This is a genomic window from Mesorhizobium sp. M0018 (genome assembly GCF_040323955.1).
Taxonomy (GTDB): domain Bacteria; phylum Pseudomonadota; class Alphaproteobacteria; order Rhizobiales; family Rhizobiaceae; genus Mesorhizobium.
In genome coordinates this window covers 37,370-63,058 of the sequence record NZ_JAMYVL010000026.1, presented here as the reverse complement: position 1 = coordinate 63,058, position 25,689 = coordinate 37,370, and the positions used below count along the sequence as shown (strand labels likewise).

General features: G+C 64.1%; 17 protein-coding genes. 8 read left to right on the top strand and 9 right to left on the bottom strand.

Annotated elements, in window-relative coordinates; all coding sequences use genetic code 11:
• Window positions 1-36 precede the first annotated feature (36 nt).
• The 3 genes from NKJ81_RS27680 to NKJ81_RS27670 form a co-directional block, all read right to left on the bottom strand.
• Window positions 37-366, bottom strand: coding sequence for a hypothetical protein (locus NKJ81_RS27680; RefSeq protein WP_352542373.1), 330 nt, complete (start codon window positions 364-366; stop codon window positions 37-39).
• Window positions 348-689 (bottom strand): hypothetical protein, encoded by a 342-nt coding sequence (locus NKJ81_RS27675; RefSeq protein ID WP_352542372.1) that lies wholly within the window; start codon window positions 687-689, stop codon window positions 348-350. The genes NKJ81_RS27680 and NKJ81_RS27675 overlap by 19 nt, the downstream gene beginning before the upstream one ends.
• A 168-nt stretch (window positions 690-857) precedes the next feature.
• The gene (locus NKJ81_RS27670; protein ID WP_352501475.1) at window positions 858-1,733 is read right to left on the bottom strand and encodes a DUF7847 domain-containing protein; all 876 of its coding nucleotides are present in this window, start codon (window positions 1,731-1,733) and stop codon (window positions 858-860) included.
• 152 nt (window positions 1,734-1,885) lie between these two features.
• Between NKJ81_RS27670 and NKJ81_RS27665 the strand changes: the two genes are divergently transcribed.
• The 7 genes from NKJ81_RS27665 to NKJ81_RS27635 all read left to right on the top strand — a co-directional run bounded on the left by NKJ81_RS27665 (window position 1,886) and on the right by NKJ81_RS27635 (window position 9,010).
• Window positions 1,886-2,512: a DUF4129 domain-containing protein gene (locus NKJ81_RS27665; RefSeq protein WP_352458749.1), complete on the top strand. Its 627-nt coding sequence runs from the start codon at window positions 1,886-1,888 to the stop codon at window positions 2,510-2,512.
• Window positions 2,509-3,708, top strand: coding sequence for a DUF4350 domain-containing protein (locus tag NKJ81_RS27660; RefSeq protein ID WP_352542371.1), 1,200 nt, complete (start codon window positions 2,509-2,511; stop codon window positions 3,706-3,708). The genes NKJ81_RS27665 and NKJ81_RS27660 overlap by 4 nt, the downstream gene beginning before the upstream one ends.
• A complete protein-coding gene (locus tag NKJ81_RS27655) occupies window positions 3,695-4,651 on the top strand; it encodes an AAA family ATPase (protein WP_352449246.1) in 957 nt (318 codons plus the stop codon). Before NKJ81_RS27660 ends, NKJ81_RS27655 begins: the two co-directional genes overlap by 14 nt.
• Window positions 4,648-5,955 (top strand): DUF58 domain-containing protein, encoded by a 1,308-nt coding sequence (locus NKJ81_RS27650; protein WP_352542370.1) that lies wholly within the window; start codon window positions 4,648-4,650, stop codon window positions 5,953-5,955. The genes NKJ81_RS27655 and NKJ81_RS27650 overlap by 4 nt, the downstream gene beginning before the upstream one ends.
• The gene (locus NKJ81_RS27645; RefSeq protein WP_352473664.1) at window positions 5,952-6,983 is read left to right on the top strand and encodes a stage II sporulation protein M; all 1,032 of its coding nucleotides are present in this window, start codon (window positions 5,952-5,954) and stop codon (window positions 6,981-6,983) included. Before NKJ81_RS27650 ends, NKJ81_RS27645 begins: the two co-directional genes overlap by 4 nt.
• A gap of 64 nt (window positions 6,984-7,047) precedes the next feature.
• Window positions 7,048-7,836, top strand: a complete 789-nt coding sequence (locus NKJ81_RS27640; RefSeq protein ID WP_352457151.1) for an RDD family protein — start codon at window positions 7,048-7,050, stop codon at window positions 7,834-7,836.
• A 244-nt stretch (window positions 7,837-8,080) separates the two neighbouring features.
• Window positions 8,081-9,010 (top strand): IS110 family RNA-guided transposase, encoded by a 930-nt coding sequence (locus tag NKJ81_RS27635; RefSeq protein WP_352542369.1) that lies wholly within the window; start codon window positions 8,081-8,083, stop codon window positions 9,008-9,010.
• A gap of 220 nt (window positions 9,011-9,230) precedes the next feature.
• Here NKJ81_RS27635 and NKJ81_RS27630 read toward each other — a convergent pair whose 3' ends face one another.
• On the bottom strand, window positions 9,231-9,917 hold the full coding sequence (locus tag NKJ81_RS27630) for a D-lyxose/D-mannose family sugar isomerase (protein ID WP_352457149.1): 687 nt from the start codon (window positions 9,915-9,917) through the stop codon (window positions 9,231-9,233).
• Between the two features lie 245 nt (window positions 9,918-10,162).
• Between NKJ81_RS27630 and NKJ81_RS27625 the strand changes: the two genes are divergently transcribed.
• Window positions 10,163-11,221 (top strand): D-TA family PLP-dependent enzyme, encoded by a 1,059-nt coding sequence (locus NKJ81_RS27625; protein WP_352542368.1) that lies wholly within the window; start codon window positions 10,163-10,165, stop codon window positions 11,219-11,221.
• Between the two features lie 103 nt (window positions 11,222-11,324).
• On the opposite strand, the gene NKJ81_RS27620 is transcribed toward NKJ81_RS27625, so the two are convergent.
• The 5 genes from NKJ81_RS27620 to hutU form a co-directional block, all read right to left on the bottom strand.
• Window positions 11,325-12,077, bottom strand: coding sequence for a heme ABC transporter permease (locus tag NKJ81_RS27620; RefSeq protein ID WP_352465476.1), 753 nt, complete (start codon window positions 12,075-12,077; stop codon window positions 11,325-11,327).
• Window positions 12,078-12,427: 350 nt separating this feature from the next.
• Window positions 12,428-14,197 carry a glucan ABC transporter ATP-binding protein/ permease gene (locus NKJ81_RS27615; RefSeq protein ID WP_352490123.1) on the bottom strand — a complete coding sequence of 590 codons (1,770 nt, stop codon included), beginning with the start codon at window positions 14,195-14,197 and terminating at the stop codon, window positions 12,428-12,430.
• Between the two features lie 363 nt (window positions 14,198-14,560).
• The gene (locus tag NKJ81_RS27610) at window positions 14,561-23,131 is read right to left on the bottom strand and encodes a glycoside hydrolase family 94 protein (protein ID WP_352542367.1); all 8,571 of its coding nucleotides are present in this window, start codon (window positions 23,129-23,131) and stop codon (window positions 14,561-14,563) included.
• A 267-nt stretch (window positions 23,132-23,398) separates the two neighbouring features.
• On the bottom strand, window positions 23,399-23,986 hold the full coding sequence (locus NKJ81_RS27605; protein ID WP_352542366.1) for a HutD/Ves family protein: 588 nt from the start codon (window positions 23,984-23,986) through the stop codon (window positions 23,399-23,401).
• Between the two features lie 8 nt (window positions 23,987-23,994).
• Window positions 23,995-25,665, bottom strand: coding sequence for a urocanate hydratase (hutU, locus tag NKJ81_RS27600; protein ID WP_352542365.1), 1,671 nt, complete (start codon window positions 25,663-25,665; stop codon window positions 23,995-23,997).
• Window positions 25,666-25,689: the final 24 nt, after the last annotated feature.

The window sequence follows — 25,689 nt, the reverse complement described above, 5'->3', positions numbered from 1 at the left end:
ACGAGATGGCACCCGGTGAAAAGCCTCCACCCGTCCTCAGGAGAAGATTTCCGCCAAGTCTTCGACGCTCGTGCCTTCCTTGACCTGGCGCAGCTCGACATAGCTGACGGCGATGGCAACGGAAAACACGACTTGCTCGACCGCGCGCGCCAGAGCGTCCAGGAAGAACACGAGCGGAATGCCTAAGTGGGATAGGACGCGGCCCAACGTGAAATTTGTTGCGACCAAAGCTACGAACAGGGGGAACCAGAGACTGAGCAGAGACCAACGGCTGCCCTTGGAAAGATCGCGGCTGCGGCCCAAACTCGCGAATACCCCCAGTTTTTCCTGAATCAGAACCGGTATCGCTACAACCCAGAGAACCAACAAAATCCCGGAACGACGAGCAGCACGAGGCCGACTGTGAAGCCAATGTTGACAATCAGCGAAATGCCGATTGCCGGCAGCAGGAGTGCCAGGGCCGTCCCGATGCAATCACGCATCGACGGCCGCTTGCCGCTCAAATCCTCGATGGCAGCGCGCGTCAAAGCCACCTCCAGCAAGGACATGAGGACAATATAGCCGATCGCGCCAACCACCGTGAGCGCGACCCGTTGAACCGAGAATTCCGGGCCGCCATGCTCGACATTCGTAACGGTATTCCTGAACCAGAGCGCAAATACGAATCTCGGCAGGGCGGAGAAAATCAAGGCAAGCCCTAGGCAAAGAACGGGATTGCGTCCGATGACGGCAAAGCTGTCGTTGAAAACCCTGCCGATGCGAAATTTGTCGGGCTGTTCCAGCGTTATTGACGCCACGATATTACCTATCCAGTCCAGACCGATCCTGACGCGATGAAGGCAGCAAATCCCTTGCCGCTACGAGAAGATTTCCGCCAAGTCTTCGACGCTGGTGCCTTCCTTGATTTGTCTCAGCTCGACATAGCTAACGGCGATGGCAACCGATATTACCGTCGACACGACCGTTGACACAACGGCGCTTCCAATCGCGCCCACAATCAGGCCAACGGTCGAGAGGCTGCCGGTAAGGGCGAAAGCCAATCCAAACACCAAAGCGAATGCCATTTGGAAGGCAATCGCCACCAAGAACAGAATCAGCAAAAGGCCGAATAGTGACCAGCGGCTGCCCTTCGTCAGGGCGCGGCTCCGCGACATCGAGCCAAACACGCCAAGGCGCTCCTGGATCAGCACGGGTACGGAAACCGATATACCAAGCAACCACATGATGCCGGGAACAAGCAGCATCACGAACGCGATGATCGTCCCGAAGATCGGGATAATCAGCCCTGCGACAGCAATCGCAACAACCCCGAGGACCATGACGAAAAAGACCACCAGCCCGATCCCAAGCGTCGGGAATATGCAGCGTAAAGCTATTTGGATGCAGTCACCGATTGCCGGGCGCTTGCCGTTCAAGTCTTCTATCGTCGCCCTCACCAGTGATGATTGAAACAACAAAGCCAGCACAAGATATATCAAGCCAAAAGCCACCGATATTAACGAGTTGCGTAGAATCGCCGAGGGATCGGCAACAGCCAGAGTTTCGGGACTAGCAATATTGATGTTGGCAAAATTGCTGTAATTCCAAAGGTTAAGCACCAGTGCCGGAAGGGCGGAAAAAAGAGCCGCTAGTCCGACCAACAGACCCGGATTGCGGCCGATAACCGCAAAACTGTTGCTGAAAACCCTGCCGATGCGAAACTTGTCCGACCGTTCCAATGTCGTTGAAACCATGATGCGTCCCCCGCTTAATCACCGCATATCGGCTGGTGATCCCCGCATTAAATGTGCCAACATTGGAGGTCGACGTCTAGTCCACTTGCAATTGTCTTGCCGCATTGCCAGTGTCGGCTGGGGAACCACAGGTTGCAGGGGAGAGGGTGGCGGTGGCACAGCCAGGCACAGCGGAAGCCGAACGGCTGACCAATCTGCACAAGCAGCTGATCGCCGATGAGTCGATCCAGTTCGACCTGCCGGCCTATGTGCCGCCGAAGCCGCCCGAATGGCTGAAACCGCTACAGGATTTTTTGTCGTGGCTCGGTCCCTACATGATCTATCTGTTCTGGGGGGCGGTGATATCGGGCGTCGCAATCATCCTGCTTCTGGTCTTCCTTGAGGTGAAAGGCATCGCCTGGCGGCTGCCGTGGCAGCGCGCCCGACCCGAAGTCGAAGACGAAGAAGCCTGGCGCCCCGACGCCGGCGCCGCGCAGATCCTGCTGTCGCAAGCGGATGCGCTGGCCGCACGCGGCGACTATGACGAGGCGGTTCACCTTTTGCTTCGGCGCAGCGTCGCCGATATTGCCGGCCGGCTGCCGGACTTCCTGCGCCCGTCGCTCACCGCGCGCGACATCGCCAATGCCCCTTCCCTGCCGGGAAGGGCGCGCCATGCGTTTACCGAGATCGCCCGCATTGTCGAGGCGGCGCTGTTCGCGCGCCGGCCGGTCGGCGCGGAAGGCTGGCGGCAGGCGCGCGGCGCCTATGAACGTTTCGCCTTCCGGGATGCCTGGACGTGAGCGCACCGGCGGTCGAGGCACAGGAGCCGTTCAATCGAAAGACACTGTTTTGGGGGATTTTCGCCAGCCTCCTTGCGGCAGCCGGTTTCTTCCTGCTGTTCACCTATGCTCCCGATTTCCGGCAACCCGGCAATGGCGGCGCCACGCCGCTGTCGAAAAGCGGCGTCGGCTACGCCGGCCTGGCGGAATGGCTGCGGCTCACCGGCGAAGCGCCCTTGATGGCGCGGACCGAAGACGATCTTGCCAGAGATATACTGCTGATCGTCACCATCTCGCCCGACAGCGATCCGGAGGCGCTTGACCGCATTCTTGAGCTTCGCGATGACCGCGAGACTCTCTTCGTGCTGCCCAAATGGCAGACCTTGCCCCTCCAGCAGCATGAGGGATGGAAGATGAAAATCGAGCGTTTGCCCGACACCGTAGTCAACAATTGGCTCGGCCGGATCGCCAAGGCCAAGCTCGGTGTCGGCAGGAGCACGGTCGAGCAACTCGAGATCCGGGGCCATCTCGTCGCCGCGCCGCAAGACATGCAATGGGTTGCCGACGATCACCCGATCATTGCGGCAGGCAGCGGCAAGGCCGTCCTCGTCGAATTCCAAGACAAACCCTTTTTCATCCTGACCGACCCCGACCTAATCAACAATTCCGCGCTTGGAGATGCCGACAAGGCGGCCGCGGCGCGCGACCTGATCCAATGGCTGCGGCCTGGCAAGGGTCTGGTCATGTTCGATCTGACACTGCACGGCGGGGCGCGGAAATATGACCTCGCCAAGCTTCTGGTCGAGCCGCCGTTCCTGGCGCTGACACTGACGATCCTGATCGCTGCGGCGCTGGCGTTCCTGCATGGCCTTGGCCGGTTCGGCCCGCCGCGTATCGACCAGCGCGCGATTGCCTTCGGCAAGCGTGCGCTGGTCGATACGACGGCGATGCTCATGCGGCGTGCCGGCCGGCTGGACGAACTGGGAGGCCGCTATGCGGCCTTGATGCGGGTACGCGCCGGCGCGCTGCTCGGGGCACCGCAAGGGTTGCAAGGCAAAGCGCTCGACCACTGGCTCGACTCTCGCGATAAGGAGCAAGCCGGCGGCTTCACGACGCGCTCGCAAGCGGCCGGCGAGGCGAAGAATCTGACACAGATGCAACAGGCAGCAGAACGGCTGCATGACTGGACGGCAAGGAGGCTCGGTGAACGTCGATGATGTGAAGGCCCTGGCGACACGGATCAGGGAAGAAGTGGCCAAGGCGATCACCGGGCAGCACGATACGGTCGACCTGATGCTGACCGCCTTGTTTGCGGGCGGGCATATCCTGCTGGAAGGTCCTCCGGGCACGGCCAAGACCATGACGGCGCGCTGCTTCGCCCAGGCGCTTGGGATCGCCTACGGGCGGATCCAGTTCACGCCGGACCTGATGCCCGGCGATATCGTCGGGTCGAACATCTACAACTTCCAGACCGGGCAGTTCACGCTGACGCGCGGCCCGATCTTCTGCGATCTCCTGCTTGCCGACGAAATCAACCGCACGCCGCCCAAGACGCAGGCCGCACTGCTCGAGGCGATGCAGGAACATGCGGTCACCTTCGACGGCACCACGCATTCGCTCGGCCGCAATTTCATGGTCGTCGCGACCCAGAATCCGATCGAGCACCAGGGCGTCTATCCGCTGCCGGAGGCGCAGCTCGACCGCTTCCTGTTCAAGCACCGCGTCAGCTATCCCGGCCCCGAGGAAGAACGAGCCATCATCGTCCATCACGGCGGCGGCTCCGCCTCGCACGACATCGCGCAATATGGCATCGAGGCGCAGACGGACCGCGAAACGCTGCAGGAGGCCCTTGAAGTCGTCGGCTCCGTCACCCTTGTCGACGATGTCGTCGGCTACATAGCGGCGCTGGTTCGGGCTACGCGCGAAAATGCCGATCTGGAGGTCGGGGCCAGTCCGCGCGCCGGCGCCATGCTGGCGCGGGCGGCGCGTGCCCGGGCGGCGCTGGACGGACGCGCCTATGTGATCCCCGACGACGTCAAGGCGCTGGCGGTGCCGGCGCTGCGTCATCGCGTCATCCTTTCGCCTGCCGCACAGATCGATGGCCGGCTGGTCGAGCAGATCGTCTCCGACCTGGTCGACCAGACGGAAGCACCACGTTGATCTATCCCAGCGGCCGAGCGGTATGGGCAGCTGCGGCCGGCGCGGTGCCGGCCTTCCTGGTCGCGCTGGCATTGCCGTCGTTCTGGTATCTGGGATTGCTGTGGAGTTGCCTGCTGCTTGCCTTCCTGGCGGTGGATGCCGCGGCCGGACGCGGACGGGCATCGCTGAATGCCAGCATCGATGCGCCGCAGCAGGCCGGTGTCGGCGGGGAATTCGGCGTGCAAATCACCGCCCGTCACTCGGGGCCGCGCGCCGCGGAGGCTCGGGTCGGCCACGATGCGCGTCTGGCGCCGGTGGACGGCAGCGGCGGCGCCTTGCTGCCGACCGCCGGAGGCGGGTCGCTCTTCCTCCGCTTCCAGGCGCTGCGGCGCGGCGTCGCCAGCTTCGACCGTCTCTGGGTGCGCTGGCGCGGGCCGTTCGGGCTGGTCTGGAACCAGGTCGTGCTGCCGGTGGAAAGCAAGGTTGCCGTGCTGCCCGACGTCAGCAGCGCTCGCGGCGAGGCGATCACGCTGCTGCAACATGCGGCGCTTGCCGAAGGCCATGCGCAGCGCCGCGCCGGTCAAGGCCGCGAGTTCGACGCGCTCAAGGACTACCAGCCGGGCATGGGCCGGCGGATGATCGACTGGAAGCGCAGCGCCCGCCACGGCAAGCTGTTGGCGCGCGAGTTCCGCATCGAGGAGAACAACAACATCGTGCTGGCCATCGACAGCGGACGCCTGATGTGCGAACCGGTCGACGGGGTGCCGAAGGTGGACCGGGCGGTGACGGCCGCCCTGCTGTCGGCATTCATCGCGCTGAAGGGCGGTGACATGGTCAGCCTGTTCGGCTTCGATGCAAGGCCGCGCGTTTCGAGCGGCGCGGTGCGCGGCCCCGCCAGCTTTGCGATGATCCAGAAACGGGCCGCCGAGATCGACTACTCCAGCGAGGAGACCAATTTCACGCTGGCATTGACGACGCTGGCGGCGCGGCTCGACCGCCGCTCGCTGGTCATCATCTTCACCGATTTCGTCGATCCGATCAGTGCGGAATTGATGCTGCGCACCGTGGGCCGGCTCACCGAACGGCATCTCGTGCTGTTCATGATGATGAAGGACACCGAACTGGAGAGCCTGGCCGACCTGCCGCCACGCTCCGGCGAGGATGTTGCCCGCGCGGTCGTTGCCGGAGGGCTCTTGCGCGAAAGGCAGGTCGTCATCGGCCGGCTGCGCCTGCTTGGGGCGCATGTGATCGAAGCCGACCACAACCGGCTCGGTCCGGCGCTGGTCGAGCGCTATCTGCAGTTCAAGCAGGAGGATTTGCTGTGACGGCGCCGGTACGCGGCAATGCGGAGCGCGGCGACGCGGTACGCCAGTCGCTGGCCAGCTTCCGCCGCGAGCGCGAGGCCGACTGGAAGGCATTCGAGGCGCTGCTGGCGCGTGTCGAGAAGCGTGCGCCGCGGACGCTTTCCGAAGAGGAGCTGCTGTCGCTGCCGCTGCTCTATCGATCGGCGCTGTCTTCCCTGTCGGTGGCGCGCGCGACATCGCTCGACAATGCGCTGGTCGGCTATCTCGAAGCGCTGTCGCTGCGCGGTTATTTCTATCTCTACGGCGCGCGCCGCGGGCTGCGGCAGCGCCTCGCCGATTTCTTCCTGCATGACTGGCCCGAAGCCATTCGCGACCTGTGGCGCGAGACATTGGCGTCGGTCGCGCTGATGGTGATCGGCATTGGTGCAGGCGCCTGGCTGGTGGCATCCGACAAGAGCTGGTTCGACGCGATCATCCCGCCCGGCCTCGCAGGAGGCCGCGGCCCCGACACCTCGGCCGAGCTGCTGCGAGGCATGCTTTATGATGGCGACAATGGCTTTCTCTCAGGCTTTGCCGCCTATCTGTTCACGCACAACGTCCAGGTCGCAATCCTGGCCTTCGCCCTTGGCTTCGCCTTCGCGGTGCCGACGGTGCTGCTGATGCTGTACAACGGCTGCATGATCGGGGCGTTGTTCCAAGTCTATTGGTCCAAGGGGCTTGGCATGGAGCTCGGCGGCTGGCTGGCCATCCACGGCACCACCGAATTGTTCGCAATCTCTTTGGCCGGCGCGGCGGGCATGCGCATCGGCACCAGCATCGCCTTTCCCGGCGAATTGACACGCATGGCGGCAGCGGCTCGCGCCGGACGCATCGCCGCGAACGCCATGGTCGGGGTCTCGGTCATGCTGCTGTTTGCCGGGCTGCTCGAGGGCATTGGCAGGCAGACCATCACCAGCGACGTCACGCGCTACGGCATTGGCGGGGGCATGCTGGTGCTGTGGATCGGTTATTTCTACCTGTTCCGGGCGGTGCGGCATGGCGATCGTTAAACGCGCCGCCTTCGCGGCTGTACGGCCGCTGATCACGCCCGAAGGCGTCGATCTCCGGATAAAGTTGGCCGACGCCGGCACGCGGGCCTCCGCCTTCCTGCTCGACATCGTGTTCATCGCCGTGGCTGCAATCGTGATCACGATCGTCGCGCTATTCGGGGTGGGAGGCCTTGGCAGCGAGGGATTTCAGCCGCTCTTCGTCGTCTGGATCATCCTGATCTTCTTTCTGCGCAACGCCTACTTCATCGTCTTCGAAGCGGGCCGGCGCGCGGCTACGCCCGGCAAGCGGATCGTCGGCATCCGGGTCGCGTCGCGCAGCGGAGACGGCCTGTCGATCGACCAGGTCATCGCCCGCAACCTGATGCGCGAGATCGAGGTGTTCCTGCCGCTGTCGATCATCGTTGGACGCAGCGGGACCGACCTCGCCGACACGTTGACGACGGTGTTCGGACTGGTGTGGACGCTGCTGTTTGCCTTGTTCCCGCTGTTCAATCGCGACCGCATGCGGATCGGTGATCTGTTGGCGGGGACCTGGGTGGTAGAGGCGCCGAAGCGCGCCTTGCTTGAAGACCTGTCGGCACGGCAGGATCCAGCGGCCGGCGCCTTCCGGTTCAGCCACGCCCAGCTCGATGCCTACGGGATTGCCGAACTCCACAAGCTGGAAGAGGTGCTGCGCCGCGACGACTATTTCGCCCTGCGGACGGTGGCCGAAACGATCGGACGCAAGATCGGCGCGGCACCCCAAGCCCATGACGCACGCGCGTTCCTGACGGCTTACTACGGCGAGCTACGGGCGCATCTCGAACGCAAGCTGCTGCTCGGCAACCGCAGGGCCGACAAGCATGCGCGGTAGCAGTTGCCGAACAGGTGCAGCTAGCGAGAAGCATCGGTGCTGCCCCTCATCCGCCTGCCGGCACCTTTGTAACTTGTTTCTTGCCGACTCTGCTATGAAGGCAGGTGCGGTGGCGGACGGGAGACCGGAGCATCTTTGGGTGATCGAGCCCGTGGGAGAGCAAGGGTCTTCGTCCGCCGTTCCATCGAACCCGAACAGTCGCCTGGGCCGCAAGCGAAGCCCGATTAGGCAAGGATGGGACAGGATGGAAATCATTGTTGGCATCGACGTTTCCAAGGATCGGCTCGACGTGCATGTTTTGCCGTCGGGCGAGGCGTTCTCGGTGGAGAATGACCACGCCGGGGTGGAGGATCTGGTTCGGCGGCTGGCAGCCCTTTCGCCGGCCGTTGTCGGATTGGAGTCGACAGGCAGCTTCGAGAGACTGGCGGTCGCCGCCTTGGCAGGCGCCGGCCTGGCGATTGTCGTGGTCAATCCGGCGCAGGTGCGCGCCTATGCCAATGCACTCGGCAAGCGGGCCAAGACCGACCCGATCGATGCCGCCGTCATTGCCGCTTTCATCGCTGCGACCAAGCCGCAATTGCGGCCATTGCGCGACGCCGAAACCGAGGCCCTGGCCGAGCTCGTCGCCCGCCGGCGTCAGATCGTGCAGATGATCGTGGCGGAGGAGAACCGTGCTCGCACGGTCATCGCGAAACAGGCGCAAAAGAGCATCCACCGGCTGCTCGTCGCGCTTCGGCGTGAGCTGGCAAGCCTCGATGCGGGCATGGACGATCATATCCGCAAGTCCCCAGTCTGGCGGGTCAACGAAAAGCTGCTTTCCTCCGTGCCGGGTGTCGGTCCTGTCGTTGCCCGCAGCCTGATCGCCGAAATGCCGGAACTGGGCAGCCTCGACCGCCGCCAGATCGCCGCGCTCGCCGGCCTTGCGCCATGGACGAGGCAGTCCGGAAAATGGCGTGGCAAGAGCTTCATTGGCGGTGGCAGGAGCCACGTGCGCGCCGCCCTCTTCATGGCCGCCCTCGTCGCCATCAGGCACAACCCCGTGCTCAAGGCCTTCCGCGACCGCCTGGTCGAGGCCGGCAAGCCGAAGATCGTCGCCGTCGTCGCCACAATGCGCAAGCTTCTCACCATTTTCAACGCTATAGTCCGGGATCAAAAACCGTGGCAAACAACTTGACAGCCAAGACAGTCGCTCTCCCCGTATAGTGACGGGGAGAAGGGAGATAGACGCAATGTCGACCACTATTCCGCAACGCTGCCAGTTTGCGAAACCATCTGCGATAGCGTCTTTCTCCCCGTCACTATACGGGGAGAAATGCCCGGCAGGGCAATGAGGGGCGGCGCCGACGAACCTGATGAGCCCCTCTCATGAGCCCCGGTTCAAATGCCACCCTCCCCTATCCCACCCACTTCTCATAATCGGACACCAGCAGATGCAGCGGTGCCGTGTCCTCGTCGATGTCCGCGAAGCGGCCGATCGGCTCGCGGAAGACGTTGTCGGTGAGATCGTCGTTGACGGTCGAGACCTCGCCGATCAGCACGTCCTTGCCCTCGGCCCAGAAGGCATGCCAGACACCCGGCAGCAAAGTGACGCTCTGGCCTGGGTCGAGCTTCAGGAGCCCACCCGCAGGTAGTCTGTGGATGGTTCCGTCGACAGGCACCGATACTTCGGCCTTCGGATCGATGCCGCCATCGCGATCATGCATGAACAGCTCCAGCACCAGTTTGCCGCCGCCGCGGTTGATGATGTCCTCGGCCTTGATGTTGTGGCGATGCATCGGCGACAACTGGTCCTTGCGCGAGATCATGATCTTTTCGGCATAGAGCATGCCCATGCCCTTCTTCATGTCCTCGTAGCGGCCGTTGCGGACGGTGAACAGGAACAGGCCGAGCTCGTCGAATTTCTCCTGGCCGTAGTCGGTGATGTCCCAGCCGAGCCGGGAGGAGAAGATTGCCGACGAATCCTGCCGGCGCGCCTTCATCTCTTCGGGGGTCCAGTAGGCGAAGGGCGGCATGATGTAGCCGAAAGAGCGGATGAAGGCGTCGGCGTCGCGGATGATGTCGTTGATGGCGGAGCGTTTCATGGTCGTGGTTCCTTCCCGTCGCTTTGCGAGCGCTAGAACGATTCATCGTTTCACGGAACGCCGAACCGCTCTATCTTTTTTTGGACGCAATTCCGGACGGAAAACCGTTTCACACTTTTCCTGGAATTGCTCAAACCGCAATAGCCGAACGTCCATCCGGTGTCGATGCAAACTGCTGTCGCTGGCCCCATGACATGGGGTCCGATCAGGGCCATAAGGTCAACCAATTTTCCGATGGTGAGACCATGCGCAGCATAGACGACCTCGATACGCCGGCGATCCTGATCGATGCCGACCGCGCCGAAGCCAATATCGCGCGGGCGCAGGCCCATGCCGACCGGCACGGGCTGAAGCTCAGGCCGCACGTCAAGACCCACAAGCTGCCCTACTGGGCAAAGAAGCAGATCGCGGCGGGCGCCGTCGGCATCACCTGCCAGAAGATCGGCGAGGCCGAGGTCATGGCCGATGCCGGACTGACCGACATCTTTCTGCCCTACAATATCGTCGGGCGGGCCAAGCTGGAGCGCCTCAAGGCGCTGCACGGCCGCGTAACCCTGTCGGTGACAACGGACAGCATGGACACGCTGATGGGGCTTGCCGCCACCTTTGCCGATCCCGGCCACCGCCTGCCGGTGCTGGTCGAATGCGACACCGGCATGGGCCGCTGCGGTGTGCAGTCGGCCGGCGAGGCAGTCGCGCTGGCGAGCGAGATCAACAAGGTCCGGGGGCTCGTCTTCGGCGGCTTGATGACCTACCCGGGGGCCGGCCGCGCCGCCGAGACCGAGGCGTGGCTCGCCGATGCGCAACAAGCACTTGCCGCAGCCGGCCTTGCTTGCGAGCGCATCTCCAGCGGCGGCACACCCGATATGTGGCGTTCCGGCGAGCATAGCGTCGTTACCGAATACCGGCCCGGCACCTACATCTATCTCGACCGCTACCAGGTCGCCAAAGGCGTCGGCAGCCTCGACGATTGCGCACTGACGGTGCTGTCGACGGTGGTCAGCCACCCAACGCCGACACGCGCCATCCTCGACGCCGGCAGCAAGGCCCTGTCCAGCGATACGCTGGGGCTCGCCGATTTCGGCGAGCTGCTGGGCATTTCAGGCGCAAGAGTGACCAGCCTCAGCGAAGAGCACGGCAATGTCACGCTGTCAGGCGGCGCCGAGCTTCGCATCGGCGAGCGCGTGCGCGTCGTGCCCGATCATTGCTGCGTCGTCACCAACCTGTTCGACGAGGTGCATCTGGTCGAAGGCGAGACGGTGATCGAGACGCTGCCGGTCAAGGCGCGCGGGCGTATGGGGTGAACCAGGCCGGAGCGCGTGCGGAGGCTTTAGGCAACAGTCTTTGAACGCTGGAGGGACAGCGCCCCGGCAGGCCAGAGGAGGGCGCGAAGGAACTCGACGAAGATCAGCTAGCTTGCCTCGCCGCGACGCGGCGCATCGAAATGACGCGGCGGCGGCGGATCTCGGTACGCATTGCCATCAGGTGCAACGCGAAGAAAAGCACGGTGAAGCCGAGCGCCATCACCAGCAATGGCCACAACAGGCTTGGATCGATGGTCGGCCCGCCGAGACGGAACACCGACGCCGGCTGATGCAGCGTGTTCCACCAGTCGACCGAAAATTTGATGATCGGAATGTTGATGAAGCCGACCAGGGTGATGATGGCGGCGGCCCAGGCGGCGCGCCCGGCATCGTCGAGCGCGCGGGTCAGCGCGATGATGCCGAGATACATCAGGAACAGGATGAACACCGAGGTCAGCCGCGCGTCCCACACCCACCAGGTGCCCCACATCGGCTTGCCCCAGATCGAACCGGTGATCAGTGCAAGGGCGGTGAAGACGGCGCCGATGGGTGCCGCCGATTTCAGCGCCACGTCGGCCAGCGGATGGCGCCAGACCAGCGTGCCCAGTGCCGAGACCGCCATCAGCGTGTAGCACATCATGGCGAGCCAGGCGAAAGGCACGTGGATATACATGATGCGAACGGTGATGCCTTGCTGGAAGTCCTCGGGCGCCGTGAAGCTCATGTAGAGGCCGACAGCGAGGATGATGGCGGCAACGCTCGCCAGCCACGGCACGACCTTGTCGGCCAGCCCGACGAACCGCGTCGGGTTGGCAAGGTCCATCCAGCCGGAGAGGCGTGAAGTCGTGTCGCTCATGCCGCCTTACATAGACCGCCGGCGGAGTTGCGGCAACCGCAGCGGCGGTACGGCGTCTCCCGTTCTCCCCGTGACGGCGGGGCAATCGCATTTTGGATTCTTACGAAGATGGACCCCCACCCTAACCCTCCCCACAAGGGGGAGGGAACGCTGCCGCATGCCCTTACTTCCCCTTTTGGCGCCGAAAGGCAGGCAAATTTGCCGAGGTCAGCGCCAACGGAAGTCTCCCTCCCCCTTGTGGGGAGGGGTTAGGGGTGGGGGTACATCGTAGAGCGAAAGCCTCGGCTCTCCACCTGCGATGGCGCTGCCCCCCTTGTGGTTCCCATAGGGGAGAAGGCAAGCCGCGCTGCTCAAGCGGCTTCGTTCACCGGACGGCTGAGGCGGCGGACCTCCTCGTCGTTGAGCAGGCCGCCGGCGCGCAGCAGGCTGGCGAAGCGACCGTTGCGCAGCGACAGTTCGGTGAACCCGCCCATCTCGACCACCCGGCCCTTGTCCATGAACACGACCAGATCGGCATCGCGAACGGTGGTCAGGCGGTGGGCGATGATGAAGGTGGTGCGGCCGCGCCGCAATTCGTCGATGGCGTCCTTGACGCGGTCTTCCGTCTCGACGTCGAGCGCGCTGGTCGCCTCGTCGAGAACCAGGATGGGCGCGTCCTTCAGCACGGCGCGGGCGATCGCGATGCGCTGGCGCTCGCCGCCGGACAGCTGTCCGCCGCGTTCGCCGACGACCGTATCGTAGCCCTCGCTCTTCGACAGGATGAAATCCTGCGCGGCGGCGGCATTGGCCGCGGCATGAACCTCGTCATAGGTCGCCTCCGCGCGGCCGACGCGGATGTTGTCCTCGATCGAGCGGTTGAGCAGGCCGGCATCCTGGAAGACGGTGGCGATCGAATGGCGCAGCGACTTGCGGGTCACCGTGCGGGTGTCGACGCCGTCGATCAGGATACGGCCGCCGGACGGGGTGAAGACGCGCTGCAGAAGGTTGATGAGCGTCGTCTTGCCGGCGCCCGTCGGGCCGACGATGGCGACGGTCTGGCCGGCCTGGACCTCGAACGACGCGTCGTCGACGCCCTGCCCGGAATTGCCGAACTCGAAGCAGACATTCTCGAAACGCACATGACCCGTGACGTTGACGAGATCGCGCAGCCCATCGGGCTCGGCGGCGTCGGATGCAGAGTCCTCGAGATGATAGAATTCCTCGAGCTTGGCGCGCGCCTCGGAAATCTGGTTGGCGAAGGCGGACATCTGGTCGAGCCGGGCAATCAGCAGCGTGGCAAAGCCGGTAAAGGCGATGACGTCGCCGATGCGCAACTGGCCGTGCGTCACCAGATAGGCGCCGATCAAGAGCACCACCATCATCGAAATCGTCGACGACAGGCGGTGCAGCGCGTTGGCCATCGCCCACCAGTCGAGCACCGGATTCTGTGCGTCGAGCAGGTTCTTGACGTAGCACTTCAGCGCCTCGGTCTCATGGCCGATGCGGTTGTAGCTCTGCAGGACGGCGACGTTGCTGACCGAGTCGGTCACATGCGCAAATACCTTGTGGTAGTGCCGCTCCACGGCCGCCTGGCCTTCCTTGGTGCGCCGCATCACCAGCCGTCCGATGCCGACATAGAGCGCGCCAAGCGCCAGCAGCACCATCGACATGCGGATATCCATGCTGAGCGCGGTGGGCACCAGCAGGACCAACGCAACCGCGGTCGACAGATGCTGCCGCATGAATTCCAGCCAGAGGCTGAACAAGGTCTCGACCGCGCGCAGGAGCGTGTGCAGGGAATTGGAGGTGCCGCGCTGATGATGCCAGGCAAGCGGCATGGTGATCACGCGCTCGAACGACTGGCAAAGAACCTCGCTGCGCCGCTGGTGGGCAAAGCGGTCGGCGCCGCGCGCCACCAGCACGAAGGCGATGATGTTGAACGCGCCGAGGCCGGCCCACATTGCGAGTGTCGCGAATACCGAGCCGCGGTCCGAAATGGCATCGATCACCCGGCCGAACATGATCGGCTCGAGAATGGCGATAATGGCAAGCGCGACATTCGCCCCGCAGATAAACGCAACGCGTTTCCTGTCGGCAGCGAGATAACCAAGGGCTCGCCAGTAGATTTGCAGAAGTGACACTTCAGCTACTCCGCCAATTATTTATGGTGCAGTGCGTCATTTTTTGACTCGTATCGGTTGACGCGTCGCAAAACAATGCTCGTCTAGCTCTTCCGTTCCCATTCCGCGAACAAAAGATGACGACGCTTCGAAATTTGCCGTGATCGTCTAACAGTTTGAGATAAAAGGTGAAATGTCAGCGTTGCGGCAAAATCATGGCAGCTGGAAAGCACTGCCACAATTTTAATCAGCAAGACCCTGGGCACGACGTCTAAAGTCGTGTGCAGGCATTCAGCAAGGTCAAACGCAAATATAACCGGTAGAGGCACTTGGAGCGCCCGTGCGTGCCCTGGGAACGCTAAGCGACGCTCCAAGCCCTTGAATCTAGGCCGGTATTCTGACGACCACCTCGGCACTATCTCCGGCTTTTGGCTCGAAGGACGAAGATTTGGTCTTCGTGCCATTCACTTCAAGTGAGATGGCCCGGGCCTTTTTGTCGCGGACGACGCGTACCTTGATCTCGGCGCCCAGCATCTTCAGAGTTGCCGAATAGCCGTCCCAATGGCTGGGAAGTCTCGGCGTGAACTGGAGGCGCTGTCCGCGGCGCTCTATGCCGAGAATGCTCTCGACCGCGGCGCGATAAAGCCAGCCCGCCGACCCGGTATACCAGGTCCAGCCGCCGCGGCCGCCCTTGTCTTGCCCGGAATAAACATCGGCCGCGACGACATAAGGTTCCACGCGGTAGCGCTCCGCCGCGGCTTCATCGAGAGCATGGTAGACCGGATTGAGCATTGAAAGGCAGCGGTAGGCATCGTCGGTGCGACCCATCTCGGCCAGCGCAATGACGAACCATGTCGCCGCGTGCGTGTATTGGCCGCCGTTTTCACGGACCCCCGGCGGATAGCTCTTGATGTAGCCCGGGTCCTTTTCCGTCTTCGAGAAGGGCGGGGTGAACAGTTTGACGATGTTGAGGTCGTCGTCGACGAGCGCTTTCATCGCCTGCGCCATTGCCGTGGTCGACCGCGCAGGGTCGCCCTCGCCCGAAAGCACGCTCCAGGACTGGGCGATCGAATCGATCTTGCACTCGTCCGACTTGCGCGAGCCGAGCGGCGTGCCGTCGTCGAAGCTGCCGCGCCGATACCACTCGCCATCCCAGGCGGTGCTTTCCAGCGCCCGTTTCAGCACCTCGGCGTGCTTCGTCCAGGCCTGCACGCGCTTGGCATCGCGCTCAGCCTTGGCGACAGCGGCAAAGTCGCCCAGCGTCTTCAGCAGGAACCAGCCCAGCCACACGCTCTCGCCCTTGCCGAGCTCGCCGACGCGGTTCATGCCGTCGTTCCAGTCGCCGCCGAGGATCAGCGGCAGCCCGGCTGGGCTGCTGCGCTTGACGGCAAGATCGAGCGCCCGCGCGCAATGGTCGTAGAGCGAGGCTGTCTTCTTCGAGATTTCCGGGATGAAGAAAGCATCGTGCTCGCCTTCGCCCAGCGCCTGCCCTTCGATGAAGGGCAGTTGCTCCTTCAGGATCGCGGTGTCGCCGGTCACCAGCAGGTAGCGGGCCGTGGCGTGGGCCAGCCAGACCACGTCGTCCGAGATCATGGTGCGGACGCCGGCCTCGGTGCGCGGCAGCCACCAATGCTGCACGTCGCCTTCGGGGAATTGCCGCCGCGCCGCGTTGAGGATCTGATCGCGCGCCAGCTTGGGGTCATGCGCCAGCAAGGCCAAGGTGTCCTGCAACTGATCGCGGAAGCCGAAGGCACCGCTCGCCTGATAGAACGCCGAGCGGGCACGGATGCGGCAGGCCAGGCTCTGATAGGGCAGCCAGTGATTGACCATGGCGTCGAGGGCCTTGTCCGGCGTCTCGACCTGGATGGTGTCGAGAAAGCCGCGCCATGTGCGCTCGTTGTCGGCCAGCCGCTGATCGAAATCCCTGGAGCGATGGGTCTGCACCAGCGCGCTGGCCGCCTCGGGCGAGGCCGCGTCGCCGAGCAGCCAGAGCAGCGTGACGTCGCCGCCGGCAGCGATGTCGATGTCGCGTGCGAGGGCCGCGCAGGGATCGTCGCCGGCCTCTACACGGCCCGACAGGCCGGCGCCGCTCAGCACGGCATGCGGAAACTCGCTCGTGCCTTGCCTGCCGATGAACTCGCCGCGATCGGCGGTGACCGAATGCACAGCACCGTCGGCGGCCAGAAAGGCGATCCGCTCGCCGAAATCGAGCCCATAGGGATTTTGCGCCAGCAATGCACCGGTTGCGGCATCCCTCGACGGAACGATGCTTGCAGCGGTGCGCGAGCGATGGCCGCCAAGAACCCATTCCGCATAGGCGTAGACGCGCAGCCGCATCGGCACCGAACCCGAATTCTGGATGCGCAGCCGCGATATCTTCACCGGATCGACGGGATCGACGACATGGGTCAGGTCCATCGACAGCGGCCCGCGTTTTGAGCGGAACGTCGAAAAACCCTGCCCGTGCCAGGTTTCGTAGGTCATTGTCGGATCACGCACCACGGCAGCCATTGGCGAGAACGCCCTGCCACTGGCGTGATCGTAGATGTAGATGCCCTCGCCCGGCCGGTTGGTGACCGGATCGTTCGACCATGGCGTCAACTGATAGTCGCGGCTGTTGCGGCTCCAGGTGAAGGCAGCGCCTTCAGCCGAAATGTGGAACCCGAACGATGGGTTGGAGATGACGTTGATCCACGGCTGCGGCGTCGTGCGCCGGCCGGCAAGACGCACGACGTAGTGGCGTCCGCCGCCGTCGAAGCCGCCGAAACCGTTCCATTGGTCGAGCCCGCTGCCGTCGACGCGGCCCTCGATCAGTGCCTGGGCGGCAGATACTTGCGACGTCGGCACCGGCAAGGACGGCTCGCGAAGCGCTGCAAGGTCTGCCGGCTGGAGGGCGGCGTCCCGCGCCTGCAGTGCCGCGGCCTCGGCACGCTCGATCTGGTCGAAGATGGTGCCGTTGCGCGTATGCAGCACCACCCGAGCGACGGCGAGCAAGGTCCTGTAGGTCGTTTCCTCCATCAGATCGCGGCGCACCGCGAAGATGTGCTGGCGGGGTCCGAGCTCCTTGCCGCGCAATCGGCTGTTTTCGCACAGCGTCTCCACCGCGCGCTGCAGGTCCTGCACGTAGGATGACGCCTGCTCGTTGACGACGACAAAGTCGATCATCATGCCGCGGGCGCGCATGTATTCCTGGAAGCGAAGCGCCTGGGCGACGATCTCCAGATCGGCGACATCGGCGATCCTGACCAGGAAAATCGGAAAATCGCCGGATATGCTGGTCGGCCACAGGCTGGACTGCCTGCCGAGCCCGGAGACGATGGATTCGCCCGGAAGGCGCAGGAACGGATCGGGATAGATCAGATAGCGCGCCAGCTTCTGCACATTGGCGGCGTCGGACAGGCTGAGGCCAAGGTGCCGGGTCTGCACTTGCGAGCGCGTCCAGGCGAGCATCGCCTGGCGGGCGAAGCTTTCGGGATGGTCGAGCCGTGCGATGGCGGCATCCAATTCGGCGCGATGGGTACCGACGACGGTCCAGAACGTCAGCGAAATCTTCTTGTTGGCCGGCACGCGCACCTGCCGGCGAAGCGATGCGATCGGGTCCAGGGTGAAGCCGGAATGGCCGCCAAGCTTGGCGCCTGGATCAAAGGCCGCCGCTTCGGTGATGGTGCGGCCGCGGCCGATGAAGGCGCGCCTGTCGGTTTCCGCCTCGGCGTCTCGCGCCGATCCAGACGGGTCGGTGACGAAATGCACCATGGTGACGTCGGGTTCGTCCTTTTCGCGCTTGCGCCTGGTGGCGAAGATCGCGCCGTTGTTCGGCGCGATCTCGGTTTCCACGAACATCTTCGAAAAAGCCGGATGGGCATTATCCGAGGGCTCGGAGCCCAGCACCAGTTCGGCAAACGAGGTTACTTCGATATGCCGGTCGGCGGGGCCATCATTGTGGAGCGTCACCCGTCGGCCCTCACCATTGCCTTCCGAGATGACGATGCACTCGACTTCCGAACGCAGCGATCCAATCGATTTGACGAAGCTCGCCTTGTCGTCGGAGAACAGCGTCTGCGCACGCTCGCCGGCGGCGCGCTTCGGCTCGGCGGTGGCCGACCACCAGTCGCCGTTGCTGGCGTCGCGAAGGAAAATATAGGAACCAAGGCGGTCCTCGGTCGGATCCGGCTGCCAGCGCGTGACGGCAAGTTCGCCCCAGCGGCTGTACCCGGAGCCGGTGGCGGTCACCATGACCGAATAGCGGCCATTGGACATGACACTGGTCGAGCGCAGCGCCCTGAGCGGATCGAGCACGATGCGGGTATCCGGGCTTTCCAGCTCGGTCTCGTCCTTCGAGCGCTCGTCGGCCTCGGTCCGGACGGTCGCAGTCGGGATGTCGCGCGGCGCCCTTTCCTGCAGCAGCAATTCGGCCGACTCGATCACCGGATCGCTGTGGAAGCGGTCGCGCAGGCGCCCTTCGAAGATCGCATCGGCAACTGCGGCAATCGACATGCCGGAGTGGTGGGCCATGTAGTTGAGCACGACGGCGTGGTCGGTGCCCTCGGGGACGCGTTGCGGCGTGAAATCCACCGCGTCGTAGAAACCATGCCGGCCCAGTGCGCCCAGCCGCCTCAGCCTGGCCAGGTTCTGGACGGATTCATGCGGCGTGAACTGCGCTGCCAGCACGGTCGCGTAAGGCGCGATCACCGTGTTTTGGCCAAGGCCGCGCTTCAGGCCGAGCCCGGGCACGCCGAAATTGGTGTACTGATAGGTCAGCTCCCGGTCGCGGGCGTTGTAGGCCGCTTCCGAAATCCCCCAGGGAACGTTCTTCGAACGGCCATACTGGATCTGGCGCTTGATGATGAGCTTGCTGGTCTGGTTGAGAATGCTGCCTTGCGGCTCCTTCATCACCAGTGGCGGCATCAGATATTCGAACATCGAGCCGGACCAGGACATCAGTGCGCCCTGGAAGCCGATCTCGACGATCGGGCGGCCGAGCCGGAACCAGTGCTCGGTCGGCAAATCGCCCTTGGCGATGGCGAACAGGCTGGTCAGCCGCGCCTCGGAGGCCAAAAGGTCGTAGCAGCTTTCGTCGAGCTGATGTTCCTCGACCCGGTAACCGATCGACAGGAGCTTGCGCTCGGGCCGCATCAGGAACGAGAAATCCATCTCGAAGGCGAAGCGGCGCGTGCGCTCGCGCAAGGTCAGAAGCTTGGCCCGCAATGCCGCGACCGCGTTTTCGTCGCTGTGCGCGTCGTGCACATGCGCCTCGCAGGTGGCTTCGAGCCTGGCCGCCCAATCGGCGATGGTGTCGCTCTGGGTCGACGCGGCCTCGGTGTGGATGGCTGTCGCGAGCTTGCGTATCTCGCCGGCCAGGACGGCCAGGTTGATGGTACGGATCGACGCCATCTCCGGCTGTGCCTTGATCAATTCGACCGCCCGCCGCATGCCGTCGAGACGGTCGGCGAGCCGCTGGCGCAAGGGCCGCAATTGACGCCGGTCGTCGGGCAGTTCCTCAAGGCTTTCGTCGAGGATGGTGACGGTGTCGAGGATGCCTTCGAAGTCGCCCTGCACATGCACCGACGGCGCTTCGGCCCATTCGGCGCAGGCAGCGGCCACGGCCACCAGATGGCCGGCGAGATTGCCGCTGTCGACCGCCGAAATGTACAGCGGGTAGAGCGGCTTCAGGGTCGTCGTGTCATACCAGTTGAAGAGATGGCCGCGGTCGCGCGGCATGCTCTCGATGGTCGACATGGTCGCGTCGATGCGGTTGACGGCGTCGGAGAGGCTGATCCAGCCGAAATCGCGTGCCGAAATCACCGACAGCAGGTAGACGCCGATATTGGTCGGCGAGGTGCGGGGCGCCACAACGGGGGCCGGGCTTTCCTGGAAATTGTCCGGCGGCAGATGGTGATGCTCGGCCGTCACGAAGGTCTCGAAATAGTGCCATGTACGCCGCGCCACGGTGCGCAGCGCGTGGATGTCGGCGGCCGATATGCGCAGGCGGTCCTCGGTTTCGGCCGAACGGCTGATCCAGCAGGCGATGGCGGGCGAGCCAATCCAGAACAAGGCAAAGAAGAAGGCGACGAAGGCGCCGGTGGAATCGGCCAGCACCGGGACGGCGAGGCCGACGACGCCTATGATCACCGCGCCGTACATGATGCTGTAGTAGGAGCCGAGATCGTTGTCGCCGCCCTTGTGTGCCTGCGAGGCGGTGCGCCATTCGAGCAGGTTCTGGCGGCTGACGAACAGGCGGTAGAGCGTCCGGATGATCGCGTCGCCCATCATCCAGGCAAGATGCGCCATCAGCACGATCTTCAGCGCCACCAGGGCGGTGCCGAAGGCAACGTCGCGTGCCAGTGCCGAGAAATGGCCGCGCGGCGTCTGATCGCCGCTCTTCGGCAGGATGGCGTTGACGATGTCGAAAGTGGGCGCCATGAACAGCGTAAGGATCAGCAGCGCCTGCCATTGCGCGGCCTGCGTGAAGGGCAGCAACGTCCAGCCGGCGATCGCGGCCATCACCCAGAAGATCGGCGTCACCGAGCGGCGCAGATTGTCCACCATCTTCCAGCGCGACAGCGCCGGCACGTTTGAGCGTGGGCCAAGGATGAAGCCCAGAAGCTGCCAGTCGCCGCGTGCCCAGCGATGGTGGCGCGACGCATCGACCGAATAGCGGGTCGGATAGTCCTCGACCAGTTCGACGTCGGTGACCAAGGCCGAGCGCGCCAGGGCGCCTTCGAGCAGATCATGGCTGAGGATTGTGTTTTCCTCGATGCGACCCTTCAGCGCCGCCTCGAAGGCGTCGACATGGTAAAGACCCTTGCCGGTGAAGGAACCGTCGCCGAAGATGTCCTGGTAGAGGTCCGACACGGCAAAGACGTACGGATCGAGCCCGCGATTGGCGGAAAAGACACGCTGAAAGAACGATGCCTCGTCGCCACTGGTCAGCGACGCGGTGATACGCGGCTGCAGGATGGAATAACCTGCCGTAACCTCGCGCCGTGCGACATCGAAATGCGGACGGTTGAGCGGGTGGCAAAGCTTGCCGGCCAGCGCAGCGACGGCGTCGCGGGTGGTGCGGGTGTCGGCGTCCAGCGTCATCACGTGGACGACGCTCTCCGGCAATGGCACTTCCAGCGGCAGGAAGGTGGTGTCGCTGTCGCCGCGCAGCAGAAGGTTCAATTCGTGCAGCTTGCCGCGCTTGCGCTCCCAGCCCATCCAGACGCCTTGCGATGCGTTGTAGAGCCGGCGCCGATGCAGCAGATAAAAGCGCGGCGCCCCTTCCGAGGGATAGCGGGCGTTCAGCCTGGCGATTTCGGCGCGGGCGAATTCGAGGATTTCGACATCCGCCGTATCGATCTCGGTCTTCGAGTCCGGCCAGTCGGAAAGCAGCGCGAAATAGACTTCGCCCGCCGTGTTGGCGAGGTGATGCACCTCGATGTTGCGGATGTTCTCCTCGACATCGTCGCGCGAGCCGATCAGCGACGGCACCACCACCAGCGTGCGCGCCTCCGGCGGCACACCGTGCCTGAAATCATAGCCGATGAGACGCGTCGGCTTCAAAAACAGCGAGACGACGGTGTTGAAGAATGCGAGCGCGCCTTCGCTGGCCGGCACCGCGAACAGGGCCAGCATCAGGACGATCGACGGCACCGACAGGCCGAGATTGGCAAGCGCATTGCCGGAAACGACCAGAAGCAGGACCGTCAGCGCAAACACCGGCACGACAATGCCCAGCCATCCGGTCTTGCGGAAGGTCCGGTTGAGCGTCTTGCCGATGGTCGGCCGGTAGCCGATCGACCGCTCGAGCTCCTGCCGGCGCGGGCCGACCAGAAAGAAGCCGACGTCGGTGTGAGCGATCGGACCGTTTTCGGAGCCCGGTGCATCGGCAGCATGGCCGGCGAGCTCGATCGCCCTTTCGGCAACGCGAAATTCGGAGAGATCGGAACGGCGCGCCAGTTCCTCGATCGCAGTCCGGTATTGGTCGCGCGAAAAGAAATCGAGCGCGGCGAAATCGGTGCGTTCGCGCAGCAAGGTGTCGATGCGGCTGACGCCCTCGAACCACACCGTCCAGTCGATGTCGTTGATCAGGCGCAGGCCGCGGATGATGTTGCCGGTGGTCACGTTGCCGCTGGACAGCGTGTGGTGCTCGCTGAGGATGATCTCCTCGGCGTCGGAGCCGGTCCTTTCCAGCTCGCCCTCCAGCCATTCCAGCGCCCTGCCGGCATTTTGCGAGCCGTCACGCAGCCGGTAGAGCAACTGGGTGGCGAAGGTGGTGTCCTGCGCATGGGCGCTGTAGTGGGAAAGTATCGCCTGCCGGTCGGCGCTGTCGTCCGTCGCCAGCACACGGTCGGCGACCTCGTTGGCGATCTGGCGCAGTTCCCGCGTGCGATTGACGCGGACCGCGATCCGGCGAAGGTTCTCGATCAGGACGAAGCGCAGCAGCGACGGCAGCGCCCATAATTCACCGATCTTCAGCGGCTCGACGGACTGGAAGCCTTCGACAATCGCCTTGAACATGGCCGACGAGACGGAACTGTCGGAATGCGCGACATAGGTCCACGCGACCGCCAGTGCGCGCGGCACGCTGGATCCATCCGACAGTTTCAGCGTCGGCAACTGGCGGTAGAAGCGGCGCGGCAGGTCGCGCTTGACCTGAAAAATGGTCTCCTCGACCAGGTAGTTGTTATCGAGCAGCCACTGCGCCGCGGGCGTGATCGTTTCGCCCCTCGCCTGGGCAGCGTTGGTGGAACGGTAGACATCGAGAATTTTCCTGGCGCTGTCGCGGATGCGCGCCTGAAAATCGAAAGGCGTCAGACCGAACAAATCCTTGGCATCGCCATTGGCAAGGGCTGCGCCCAAAGCGCGCAGCCGATCTTCCGGCAGGAAATTGGAGCGTATCGGCTCGTCGGTGACAGCCGGGAAGCTGGCGCTCGTCTTTTCGATCTGTGCGAGATTGGCCTGGATATTCATCTAAGGTTCCGTGTTGGGGACGCAGTGCGGCGTCACCGCCACGGCAATGTCCCTAAAACCGGTCCAAATGCAATTGGTTGCATCGCAACACTTGGCCGAAAGTTTGTTTCCGCACCACGACAAGATGCCGTCTTTCGACAACTTCCAGGCGAGCACTATGAGCATCGTTTCGGCTTCTGATCGGCGGAAGATTCAGGCTTTTTCGTGATGCAGCGACCAGCTTACGCGATATTTGGCCGGCGTCACGATCATGTTTGGAAACAGACGTTAATCGTTGCCGGCAATGCGGTCGATGCGGATCACGAACAGCATGGCCGGCCGGACCGGATCGAGGCGCAGTTCCGGCACTTGCGCCCCGGGCAACAGCGCGTCGAGCGGCCCCAGTTGCATGGGCGCCGCGCCGGCCACGCTGAGTTCGCCGTCGACGCACAGGATGAGTGTTTCATCGGCTTCGGCCTGGATCTCCGTCGGAGCCGAAATCAGCAGGCGCTCGACAGTGTGGATCGCCCGGGCGCGGCGGGTCATGACGTTGAGGTCGGTGATCGGACCGGCGATCAGCGTGGCTTGCGTCGGCACATCGGCCGGAAAGGCAAGCGGTGCGGAAGCCTTGGTGATTTCGACCGGTAGCCGGCCGGCGATGTCGAGGATCATGCCCTCGCCTTCCAGCAGGGCCAAGGTCCGATCGACGCCGGCGAAGCCGGAGAACGGCCCGCCGCCCTCGACGCGCGCCATCGAGACGCGCCAGTCGAAATCGTCGAGCCCGGCACCTGGCGGCGAGACGGCAATCTCCGTCGTCACCCCGCCGCTGTTCTTCCACGGCATCGACCGGTATTCGGCTGCCCGAAGGATGTGCAAGGCGCGGCTCAGCCCAAAATGCCGGGCAGGTTGAGCTGGTTCTCCCGGGCGCACTCTATCGCGATCTCATAGCCGGCATCGGCGTGGCGCATGACGCCGGTCGCCGGATCGTTCCACAGAACCCGCTCCAGGCGCTTGGCCGCCTCGGGCGTGCCGTCGGCGACGATGACCATGCCGGCATGCTGCGAAAAGCCCATGCCGACGCCGCCGCCATGGTGCAGCGACACCCAGGTGGCGCCGGACGCGGTGTTGAGCAAGGCATTGAGCAACGGCCAGTCGGAGACGGCATCGGAGCCGTCCTTCATCGCCTCCGTCTCGCGGTTCGGCGAGGCGACCGAGCCGGAATCGAGGTGATCGCGGCCGATGACCACCGGCGCTTTCAGTTCGCCCCTGGCGACCATCTCGTTGAAGGCGAGGCCGAGCCGGTGGCGATCGCCAAGCCCAACCCAGCAGATGCGCGCCGGCAGGCCCTGGAAGGCGATGCGCTCACGCGCCATGTCGAGCCAGTTGTGCAGATGGGTGTTGCCGGGGGTCAGCTCGCGCACCTTGGCGTCGGTCTTGTAGATATCCTCGGGATCGCCGGAAAGCGCTGCCCAGCGGAACGGGCCGATGCCACGGCAAAACAGCGGACGGATGTAAGCCGGCACGAAACCCGGGAAGGCAAAAGCATTCTCGAACCCCTCCTCCTTCGCCACCTGGCGGATGTTGTTGCCGTAGTCGAGCGTCGGCACGCCGGCATTCCAGAACGCCACCATCGCCTCGACATGCTCGCGCATCGACGCGCGGGCAGCTTTTTCGACGGCCTTCGGATCGGAGGTGCGTTTCTCGCGCCACTCGGCCAGCGACCAGCCCTTGGGCAGATAGCCGTTGAGCGGGTCATGCGCCGAGGTCTGATCGGTGACGATGTCGGGGCGCACGCCGCGCCGCACCAGTTCCGGCAGGATGTCGGCGGTGTTGCCGACCAGGCCAACCGATTTCGCTTCACCGGCTTTGGTCCAGCGCTCGATCTTTTCGAGCGCCTCGTCGAGCGTGTCGGCGCGCTCATCGACATAGCGGGTGCGCAGTCGGAAATCGATGCGATCGGGATCGCATTCGACGCCCAGGCAGCAGGCGCCGGCCATCACCGCGGCGAGCGGCTGGGCACCGCCCATGCCGCCGAGGCCGCCGGTCAGGATCCATTTGCCCCTGAGATTGCCGCCATAATGCTGGCGGCCGGCTTCGACGAAGGTCTCGTAGGTGCCCTGCACGATGCCTTGCGTGCCGATGTAGATCCACGAGCCGGCCGTCATCTGGCCGTACATCATCAGGCCCTTTCTATCGAGCTCGTTGAATTTCTCCCATGTCGCCCAGTGCGGCACGAGATTCGAGTTGGCGATCAGCACACGCGGGGCGTCAGGATGAGTGCGGAACACGCCGACCGGCTTGCCCGATTGCACCAACAGCGTCTCGTCGTCGCCAAGCGTCTTCAGCGAGGCAACGATGCGGTCGAAATCGTTCCAGGTGCGCGCCGCCCGGCCGATGCCGCCATAGACGACCAACTCGTTGGGGTTTTCGGCGACGTCTGGGTCGAGATTGTTCATCAGCATGCGCAACGGCGCTTCCGTCAGCCAGGTGCGGGCGTTGAGCTCGCTGCCGCGCGGGCTGCGCACTTCACGGATGTTGTGGCGAGGATCGGTCATGATTGTCCCTTTCGAGTGAGGTCC

Excerpts from the sequence above, each read along its gene's own strand:
- hutU (WP_352542365.1), bottom strand. The coding sequence starts at position 25,665 with ATGACCGATCCTCGCCACAACATCCGTGAAGTGCGCAGCCCGCGCGGC.
- NKJ81_RS27610 (WP_352542367.1), bottom strand. The coding sequence starts at position 23,131 with ATGAATATCCAGGCCAATCTCGCACAGATCGAAAAGACGAGCGCCAGC.
- NKJ81_RS27670 (WP_352501475.1), bottom strand. The coding sequence starts at position 1,733 with ATGGTTTCAACGACATTGGAACGGTCGGACAAGTTTCGCATCGGCAGG.
- NKJ81_RS27620 (WP_352465476.1), bottom strand. The coding sequence starts at position 12,077 with ATGAGCGACACGACTTCACGCCTCTCCGGCTGGATGGACCTTGCCAAC.
- NKJ81_RS27625 (WP_352542368.1), top strand. The coding sequence starts at position 10,163 with ATGCGCAGCATAGACGACCTCGATACGCCGGCGATCCTGATCGATGCC.
- NKJ81_RS27630 (WP_352457149.1), bottom strand. The coding sequence starts at position 9,917 with ATGAAACGCTCCGCCATCAACGACATCATCCGCGACGCCGACGCCTTC.
- NKJ81_RS27635 (WP_352542369.1), top strand. The coding sequence starts at position 8,081 with ATGGAAATCATTGTTGGCATCGACGTTTCCAAGGATCGGCTCGACGTG.